We start from the raw sequence: 363 nt of genomic DNA, 5'->3' as shown, positions 1-363 counted from the left end.
TGTCTCTGAAATCTGTAAAATGCTTGGTAAGCGCTAGATACTGCTCACGTTCAGCGTTAGGATCACGCAACAGCTTGATAATGGCTTTGTTGTTTTCAACCAGCGTGTAATCAAAACGTTTGGCCACTTGGCGTAAGTGCGCGGTAAATTCCACGGCTTTATCGTGGTCCTCAATACCATGGCGCTGTGCAAACTCGCTAAGTTGCGCCACTTGACGCTGATCAAATTTATCAGGGGCGTCAGCCGCGGTTTCTCCTTGCTCCCATCTGATAGCCATCGCCTCACCATGACGTTGTATCAAGCGCATCGCTAGGTGCAGCTTCATACGTTCAGCATACTCAAAGATTCTCTCATCTTTAAAAC

At 47.7% G+C, this 363-nt stretch carries 1 pseudogene; it reads right to left on the bottom strand.

The annotated features are described in order from the left end of the window. Positions 1-363 (bottom strand): annotated as a pseudogene (locus JFC08_RS13665) (hypothetical protein); the annotation flags it as partial.

The sequence above is a fragment of the Psychrobacter cibarius genome (assembly GCF_016107535.1).
Classification (GTDB): Bacteria; Pseudomonadota; Gammaproteobacteria; order Pseudomonadales; family Moraxellaceae; genus Psychrobacter; species Psychrobacter cibarius.
Note: the sequence above shows the minus strand (reverse complement) of the source record. Positions and strands in the feature narration are given on the sequence as shown.